Raw genomic sequence first — 7,605 nt, 5'->3', positions numbered from 1 at the left:
AAAAAGATGAAACTGGCTAGCACATATGAGTTGTATCAATTCGCGTATATGTTAAAATCACTCACGGACTCGACCTAATCTCCTTTTTTAATTGTTAACACAGGTATTTTTATGTTATTGTATGTTGTTTTGTCTATTTCGCTGGTTTTATTATATGGGATGATAATAAAATATAAAGTGAAGTCAAGGAAATCACAGGGTACTGTAAAAAAGCCTATGGCAATCAGAAATAATAGAAATCTAAAGTAGATTCAAAGAGAATAGCTTTCGGGTATAAATGTAGTTATTCCGTCTTCAGTAAGTTAATGATAAATGCTTTACTCTACCTGATGTTATACAGGACGAGTTTTTCTCACTTTTATCTAATGTGTATATTGTTTTTTCTTTATATCTAAAACTGAAGTCATTGATTCCAGACAGGGCGCGATGACGGTAGTTATCCCGCCTTGTCATCGCACAAGAATACTGAAACTCTACGGCCAATCCGACTGACCAGAATAATCAGAATTATTATTGCACAACAAATTTCATTTTCCTCACGTCAGTGATTCCGGCGGGCGTTAAGTAAAAACGGAGATGTTCTGCCAAATAATTTATGATTTAATGTAGCTCTATATTATTTTTCCCGGAAATTAGTTGCAACAGATATATTCTGTCTTTCTCAATGAGAGCTGGAAATGTATCGCCAGCAGCTGCCAGCAGAGACCATACTTCCAGGATAGCATAGGCCTTTGTATATTCAAGTGCGAAACCTAACCCTTCCAGAGAACCTGCTCTGCGAATATGTTCACATATTGCATTTTCACATACCCGTGTTAAGGCTTCATAACTGAGCGAAAAATCATATTTTTTATCCATCTTAAGCTATCTTCACCCAAATGCAGATATCCGGTTACACGTTGCAATGCGTAACATTATCAATAATAACCCGATTATAACATGAATTTTCGTTTTGTAATGCCGATGTCACACAACATTTTACTCTGTTTTTTTCAAAAAAGAGTGTCTTTATTTTGGTGTACACCTTAGTGTGCGATCGCCCAGCAAGAAATGAATATTCGTTCTATACTAGTGGGTAAAAAACCGCATTACATGCATCGCTTAAAAGTTGCACCATGCATCTGGAGCCTTCACGAGGCTATTAATAACGCATGAATTATCTCTGTAAATCATAACCAGTATCTATCCGAACCATGTCACATTATTTGATTCATACCCGGGATGAGTAAGGCAAGAATAGGTATACTGGAATAGTATGTTCAGTGCCAGCTAATCGGTCAGTGAAGTTGGCGAAAATATAGCTTTATATCTTTTCAATTTGAGGGGAGATCTGCATGGTTAGTCGTAAGCTGGAACGTTTGATTAGCCCTGGAAAGTGGATACATAATCTATCAGTCCTCTCTTTATCGATTCTTTCAGCTGGTATATTTTTTTTGTATTATCTGAGAGCGTATCTTACCTGATTTTTCGGGATAAAATTAAAGACTATACTTCCGATGTGCTTGTTCGCTCTGAATCGCTCCTGGTTCAGACTGAATCTGTCAAGACTGCTGCAAAGTCACATTTGAATATAGGAGACAGTCCATGTACTAATGAAAATATCCTACATCTTCGGGTTGTAGTATGGCCCTATCCGTTGATTAAAGATGTTGGCTACATCATAAAAGGAGAATTAGCCTGTAGTGCTCTGTGGGGGAGTTTACGTCCCACCTTAAGTCTGGAACATTTTGATAAAAAATGGACTTCGCGGGAAGGAGTGTGGCTTTTTGGTATTAAGCTTATGGATGATATATCCGTCAATGGATATATTTCTGAAGGTATTATGGTGACCCTATCACCATTTGTCTTCAGACGATTCGAAACTGATATGTATTCAAAAAACTTTAGCGCTGTTGTCGGAAATAGTAAGCATGACAGGCATTACTTCAATATAGGACCTGATGCTCCTCTTCTTGATCGGCATGATAGCGTTCCACTAAGGTTTAGAGTGTTTAGGGCATGTAGCCTACATTATGATCTCTGTGTTGCAGGAGGTGGGTATTTTACGGGGATATTTTCAGAGCACTGGAGCATACAAATGTTATTAGTAACAGTGTCACTACTTTCCGGTTTAATGATTTATATTATCATTATGAACAGAGCAGAACTCAATAGTTCACTATCTGCAAGGTTTGTAAAGGCTTTGAAAAATGAAGCCCTGTCGCTGGTCTATCAACCTATTTACAGAATTGAAGACGGACAGATCTGCGGATTTGAGGCCTTGCTCAGATGGAAAGATGAAAGACTCGGGAATATTAGCCCTGAAGTATTTATACCGCTTTCTGAAAGGGAAGGGTTGCAGGAGGATGTGACTTTATTCGTCATTAACCATGCTATCCGAGAATTTATCCATACTGCTATTCAGAATGAAATATTTTTGAGCGTAAACATTAATCCAAGCGATCTTGATTCAGAAAAATTCAGGGATAAACTACTAGGATTAATTTCTGAATATAACATCCCATATAAAACAATCCTTCTTGAAATTACGGAGCGTCAAGGAGGGGATTTTGAAGGTATGAAAATTCACATTGATAAATATAAAAATCATGGTGTCAGGTTTGCCATCGATGACTTTGGGACAGGATATTCTAATCTTAATCTGGTAACTGCGCTTGATGTAGATGAAATAAAAATAGACAAATCGCTAACTAGTGCTATTGGTACTGAATCTTTACGATATGATCTTCTTCCCGGACTGCATGAGATGTTCCGCTCCATTGCAGATAAGATTGTGTTTGAGGGTGTAGAGACTCAGGAGCAGGTGAACTATCTGAAGACGTTCTGGCCACAGAGTTATGCTCAGGGCTGGTATTACTCCAGAGCGCTTCCGCTGGAAGAAGCGAGAAAACTTACCATCCGGGAATTGAACTGACCGGCACTTTCAGCGCAAACACTCAGCAATTGCTTGCCGATCAGCTGGTAGAAATTGAAGGGCAGTGTAATCACCTGCTGCTGGCGCAGGGGAAAGCGTTACTGAAAAGTCGTTCTGAACTGCTTAAATAACAGAGAAACCAGGATGTGATTTGATGCAAAACACGGAACAGCGAATGTAATATTTACTGAGATGAGCGAGCTTTGTCTCATAGTACAGAGGAGTCGGGGCTGCCAGTATCCGGTAGACAGCATTATTCGTCTGCAACATAACTCTGCTGGTTGCTGCGGATAACTACTCAGCGCCTTCCAGAGATGGCATTGATGAAAGTAGTAGAAAAAACCTGGAATCTTTGAAGATGTGTCCCTACCTCAGGGGGCTGGAGTGCCATCTGGCCCTAATTCAGCACAGTGCTGCAGATATGTGTTATGTACAAGTAGACACTGTCTTGAAAATCAGAAGTCGTTGAGGGTTGAATGCAATTCCAATATTTGCTTCAGCAGATAACGAGGACCTCTATCTATTGCATCTAGTGAATAGGAAGCCGTTTCCATTTTTCTCTAAAGCAACTGGTGTTGACATCCTGAATTCCTTCAAATGTCTGATATTCCTTTTTTCAAAGCACTAGAAAAATACCCGAAAGCTGTTAATCTAATACATTGACTGACCATACAGTACAGCGTTATTTTGTTGGGTTTACTTCACGTACTTTTTATTGTCGGATACTGTTGGGAAAAGACACAAAGAAGCAAGCCATTAAGCGGAATACTGCGTAGGGTTAGAATATACAATTAACTTTTCCGTGATAGGACTAGTGATAACAATATTTCCAGCATGGGCTGACAGGAGTATAGATGGAACTGCTCTCCATAGGTTAATACATCTCGCAATTAACACGCCCGCATATGCCACAAAACTGACGCCCATTCTCGGAATTTTTTTTGCCATTATCTTTCCTGCGGCCTAATTACTTTCCCCACAACTATGGTTTTTTATTAGAGTCTTCACCACTAAATAAATTATAATAAATTGATTTTATTAGACATCTGTCAGAATCTATATGGTCAGCACGTATTGCATGCTCTAATGTTTCAAATGCTAAATTATGCGCGGCCTCAGAAAATATCCCAGGCCAACCCTTACTCAGCATAGACAGTCCTTTAAGGACTCTTATCTGTATCTCCCTCATACCGGCACCATCGCGCGCGACAGGTGAGAAAAAGTCTTCCAGTAGATCGTTATTCTGAAGTGGTGCAACATGAACTGAAGGATATTTCACTTCTATTTCATCAGATTTATTCTGCGCGTAAGTGGAAAGTATACGAACACCTCTGCCAATGACATCAATGGCGGTTCCAGGATCGTTCACTGCGGGGGAAAGTGCCCGGCAGGCTATTTCGGCCATGACGCTAAGACAAAATCGGGGATCCTGAGCAAATGAACGTACATCCGAGACAATAATCGTCTCAAGTAAATCGGCGCTGATTGATGACTCCTGGCCTTGACTCAGGTACAAAACGGGCATGGATGGATGGATGAAACTGCCTGGCTGCGCCACGAGGTATACATGACGGGGATCATTGGTCAGCAGCTTGCTAAGTTTCACCATATTAATATATTCAACATAGCCAATCTTCTTCGGATAAACTGCAACCGTTCCTTTCGGCTGTTCATTGTTCTCAAGCCATGGATATCCGCCGAGACAGGGATTTCTTGCTCTCGCAATAAATGTTTCGATGGCCGCCTGTTCTACTTTTGCCGTTGTCTCACCTACCCTTCCCAGAGAGGTCAAATGCTGTATCCAGCGAAGCAATGTGATGAGGATTAAGGCAATGACAACCAGTGTGACAATGAATAAAATGACTCTCCCCCTTTCTCCATAAGCTCCCATACTGAGGGCAATAATCCCTACCAGACTGAAGAGAAAAGAACCGATGAAGGTGGCCAGTACATTTTGTGTGGTTACGTCTTCAACAACTAAACGCGTAGCTCTGGGAGTCACATTAGTAGTGGCTGAACCGTAGGCTGTGACCATGATACTCAACGAAAAAGTGGTCACTGCCAGCATACTCGATGCCAGTATGTTCAGAATGTTATCGACTGCTTCCGCACCAACCTTCACGGAAACCGACTCAGGTATCATTGATTTAAAAAGAATTGATAAAAGGGCCGTTATTATCGCGACAATGGCGAATAACGTTGCCCTGAACCATAGCTTTTTAACTGTCTGCTTCAGAATCCATTTCCAGCGTGAAATCATTCTGCATTCCTCATATTGCGGCCGGGATAAATAATTGCCGCCCCCAGGACGGCATGTTGCTATTAACGAACGAGGTGCAGGAAGTGCAGATGTTTTTCGTACTGGTCCAGTATGTCATTAATCAGCTGCTCCTGGTTCCAGCCCATCACATCATAATTTTGACCGCCTTCTTTGAGATATACCTCAGCGCGATAATATCTATGTTGTTCAGTCTGCTGCTCATTATTATCCATCGCGGCGAGCGCGAAGGTCGGTGAGCTATACCCGCGAAGCCTCACTTCATATATAAAATTCAGCTCGTTACCCAAATCGACTTCAAGACGAATACGATCCTCGACTGCGTCACTGATGTGGCTTATCGTCCCCTGCTTGTTCAGCTCTTCCTGAACCAGCGTCATGGCGGGCTGGATGACGTCGTCCATAAAACGTTTCACAAGAGATCGCTTCGGCAGATACGCGATATTGCGTAACCTTCTCTGCCAGGGAATTGGGTTACGTGCAGCCGTAGGAGCAATTGTCGCCATGCTCAGGCTTTCACGCTTGGTCAAATCCCGGCGCAAAGCTTTTAAAAGTCCGTATATGGATATCAGTAAGATCACTGAGAAAGGCAATGCACTCGCTATTGTCACTGTTTGCAGCGCACTTAGCCCTCCGGCAAGGAGAAGCGCAATTGCGACAATGCCCATGAGCGAGGCCCAAAATATTCGCTGCCAGACGGGTGTGTTTGCCACTCCACCTGTTGCCAGAGTATCAACTACCATTGCCCCCGAGTCAGCAGACGTGACAAAGAAGACGATGACCATCGCCATTGCGATGAATGACAGCACGGAAGAGAACGGGAAATGCTCCAGGAAATTAAACAGGGCCAGCGCCACATCCTGCTGAACAGTATTGGCGAGGTCTGTGGCCCCCTGGTTCATAATGAGATAGATCGCGCTGTTACCAAACACTGTCATCCACATTAGCGTAAAACCCGCGGGAACAAACAGCACGCCGGTGACAAACTCGCGAATGGTTCGCCCGCGGGAGACCCGTGCGATGAACATCCCCACAAACGGCGACCATGAAAGCCACCATCCCCAGTACAGTAATGTCCAGCCCCCCAGCCATTTGCTCGACTTAGGCTCATACGCGTAAAGGTTGAACGTTTTACTCACCAGTTCCGAAAGATAACCGCCCGTATTTTCCACAAATGACTTCAGCAGAAGCACGGTTGGTCCCAGACACAGGACCAGCGCCAGGAGCAACAACGCCAGACCCAGATTGAGCTCAGACAGGATACGTATTCCCTTATCCAGGCCGGACACCACTGAAATCGTCGCTAACCCCGTGATGACCACGATCAGAATAACCTGCACCGTTTCATTGATGGGCACCCCGAAAAGATGGTTCAAACCGGCATTCACCTGCAAAACGCCGTAACCCAGCGATGTCGCGACGCCAAAGACCGTGCCTATAACAGCGAAAATATCAACCGCATGGCCTACAGGCCCGTATATGCGATCGCCAATAATGGGATAGAGTGCGGAGCGCAGAGTTAAAGGCAGACCGTGACGGTAACTGAAGAACGCCAGAATCAGCGCCACAATGGCATAAATTGCCCATGCGTGCAGTCCCCAGTGGAAGAAGGTCAGACGCATTGCTTCCTTGGCTGCCGCAACGGTTTCTGGCGTGCCAACGGGAGGCGAAAGATAATGCATTACAGGTTCGGCAACGCCAAAGAACATCAGGCCGATCCCCATCCCTGCCGAAAAAAGCATCGCAAACCAGGAATGGTAGCTGAAATCAGGCTGCGCATGGTCCGGGCCCAGCTTGATATCACCGTAGCGTGAGAGTCCAAGGAACGTGACACTTAGTAAAATCAGGGCCACAGCAAGGATGTAGAACCAGCTGGCATTCGTGAAGATTTGTTGCTGTAGTAGTTTAAAATTTTTGTCGGCGACATCCGGGAATACGGCGGCAAAGGCGACAAGAAGGAAAATTAGCAAAGCAGATGTAAAGAATACCGCTTTGTTAATCTGGCTTGTAGACTTCTTCGGGATTGTATCATTATCACTCATAATCATTTATTCCATTAATTAAATCCGCACTGGATAGACGGTACTACCTTTCACAGAGTAGCAAAGTTCAACTGGCTATGCGGCGTTAATCGGAACGCATGGTGTAATGAGTTCCGATACAAATCATCCGATATTCGGTAATGACTCCAACTTACTGATAGTGTTTTATGTTCAGATAATGCCCGATGACTTTGTCATGCAGCTCCACCGATTTTGAGAACGACAGTGACTTCCTGCCCAGCCTTGCCAGATGCTGCCTCAGATTCAGGTTATGCCGCTCAATGCGCTGCGTATATCGCTTGCTGATAACGTGCAGTTCTCCCTTCAGGCGTGATTCATAAAGCGGCCAGCCATCCGTCATCCATACCACG

General features: G+C 43.8%; 5 protein-coding genes and 1 pseudogene. 2 read left to right on the top strand and 4 right to left on the bottom strand.

Annotated features, from left to right (window positions below; translation table 11 throughout):
• Positions 1-600 precede the first annotated feature (600 nt).
• Complete coding sequence (locus tag HMPREF9538_RS30280; RefSeq protein WP_004197688.1) at positions 601-858, bottom strand: hypothetical protein; 258 nt, start codon at positions 856-858, stop codon at positions 601-603.
• Positions 859-1,498: 640 nt separating this feature from the next.
• Here HMPREF9538_RS30280 and HMPREF9538_RS32970 point away from each other — a divergent pair.
• Positions 1,499-2,011, top strand: a pseudogene (locus tag HMPREF9538_RS32970) (CSS-motif domain-containing protein); the annotation flags it as partial.
• A gap of 66 nt (positions 2,012-2,077) precedes the next feature.
• Positions 2,078-2,914: an EAL domain-containing protein gene (locus HMPREF9538_RS32965; RefSeq protein ID WP_004178087.1), complete on the top strand. Its 837-nt coding sequence runs from the start codon at positions 2,078-2,080 to the stop codon at positions 2,912-2,914.
• A gap of 982 nt (positions 2,915-3,896) precedes the next feature.
• On the opposite strand, the gene HMPREF9538_RS08495 is transcribed toward HMPREF9538_RS32965, so the two are convergent.
• From HMPREF9538_RS08495 to HMPREF9538_RS32960, 3 genes are all read right to left on the bottom strand, one after another.
• A complete protein-coding gene (locus HMPREF9538_RS08495; RefSeq protein WP_004152070.1) occupies positions 3,897-5,174 on the bottom strand; it encodes a DUF2254 domain-containing protein in 1,278 nt (425 codons plus the stop codon).
• Between the two features lie 62 nt (positions 5,175-5,236).
• Positions 5,237-7,234: a BCCT family transporter gene (locus HMPREF9538_RS08500; RefSeq protein ID WP_004178088.1), complete on the bottom strand. Its 1,998-nt coding sequence runs from the start codon at positions 7,232-7,234 to the stop codon at positions 5,237-5,239.
• Positions 7,235-7,385: 151 nt separating this feature from the next.
• On the bottom strand, positions 7,386-7,605 hold a 220-nt coding region (locus HMPREF9538_RS32960), incomplete at its 5' end, for an IS1 family transposase (protein WP_213076420.1).

The organism is Klebsiella sp. MS 92-3, assembly GCF_000195655.1.
Lineage (GTDB): Bacteria > Pseudomonadota > Gammaproteobacteria > Enterobacterales > Enterobacteriaceae > Klebsiella > Klebsiella pneumoniae.
Note: the sequence above shows the minus strand (reverse complement) of the source record. Positions and strands in the feature narration are given on the sequence as shown.

Coding starts and splice junctions, on each gene's coding strand:
- HMPREF9538_RS30280 (WP_004197688.1), bottom strand. CDS start 858: ATGGATAAAAAATATGATTTTTCGCTCAGTTATGAAGCCTTAACACGG.
- HMPREF9538_RS08500 (WP_004178088.1), bottom strand. CDS start 7,234: ATGAGTGATAATGATACAATCCCGAAGAAGTCTACAAGCCAGATTAAC.
- HMPREF9538_RS32965 (WP_004178087.1), top strand. CDS start 2,078: ATGTTATTAGTAACAGTGTCACTACTTTCCGGTTTAATGATTTATATT.
- HMPREF9538_RS08495 (WP_004152070.1), bottom strand. CDS start 5,174: ATGATTTCACGCTGGAAATGGATTCTGAAGCAGACAGTTAAAAAGCTA.